Origin of the sequence: Faecalibacterium sp. DFI.5.82 (assembly GCF_029076575.1) — a bacterium.
Taxonomy (GTDB): domain Bacteria; phylum Bacillota; class Clostridia; order Oscillospirales; family Ruminococcaceae; genus Faecalibacterium; species Faecalibacterium duncaniae.
Genome location: NZ_JARFIS010000997.1, coordinates 1 through 293 on the forward strand (window position 1 = coordinate 1; position 293 = coordinate 293).

Below are 293 nucleotides of genomic sequence, written 5' to 3' on the forward strand. Positions count from 1 at the left end.
GGCACTGTCTCTCGCCACCCCGGTAGAGGTGGCGGCAATCGTAGCCTTTGGCTACGGGGAAAAGACCGCAAAAAAGCTGCGGCTGAATATCCGAAGTATGTCTCAGATTGATGTGCGGGCCGAGCAGCAGTACTACGCGCCCAAAAAGGGCGTGCACGATTTGGTTCACATGGGGAGCTGGAGCAACAAGTCTGGGCATGACGCGATGAAGGACTTCTACGACGATATGCTCTGGCAGTCCATCTACGCCGCTTCGCTCTCCCCCAGCTATCTCAACCGTCAGCCCTATGGCT

The 293-nt window shown here is 57.0% G+C and carries 1 pseudogene; it reads left to right on the top strand.

The window, feature by feature from the left end:
* A pseudogene (locus P0G09_RS19855) lies at nucleotides 1-293 on the top strand (nitroreductase); the annotation flags it as partial.